Below are 483 nucleotides of genomic sequence, written 5' to 3'. Positions count from 1 at the left end.
TGAATCCATTGAAGACATTGTCGCTGCGAACATTGCAGACATAAGAAGACCAACCATACCTGCAGGCATTACGTTCTGTACGAATGCTAGGTAAGCGGCATCGCCAGCTTTGTCACCCATAGACGCGTATTGCTCAGCAAAGTCAGGCATGAATGCGCTTACGTACCAAGGCGGTAGGAACCAGATTAGTGGACCAACAACCATTAGGATACAAGCAAGGCCTGCCGCTTTACGAGCGTTCTCACTGTCTTTCGCACAAAGGTAACGGTATGCGTTGATGCTGTTATTCATCACACCAAATTGTTTAACGAAGATGAAGACAACCCAGAGAACAAAGATGCTTACATAGTTTAGGTTGTTACCTAACATGAAGTCGCCATCGAAGTTCGCAACGATGTTTGAAATACCACCACCGTGGAAGTATGCCGCTACCGCACAGGTAATGGTCACTGCCATGATGACAAGCATCTGCATGAAGTCAGA

The 483-nt window shown here is 46.6% G+C and carries 1 pseudogene; it reads right to left on the bottom strand.

The window, feature by feature from the left end:
* Window positions 1–483, bottom strand: a pseudogene (locus BCU12_RS09940) (transporter); the annotation flags it as partial.

Source organism: Vibrio sp. 10N.261.55.A7, assembly GCF_002877365.1.
GTDB lineage: Bacteria > Pseudomonadota > Gammaproteobacteria > Enterobacterales > Vibrionaceae > Vibrio.
The sequence above is the reverse complement of the archived record's forward strand: the minus strand, read 5'-3'. Positions and strand labels throughout refer to the sequence as shown.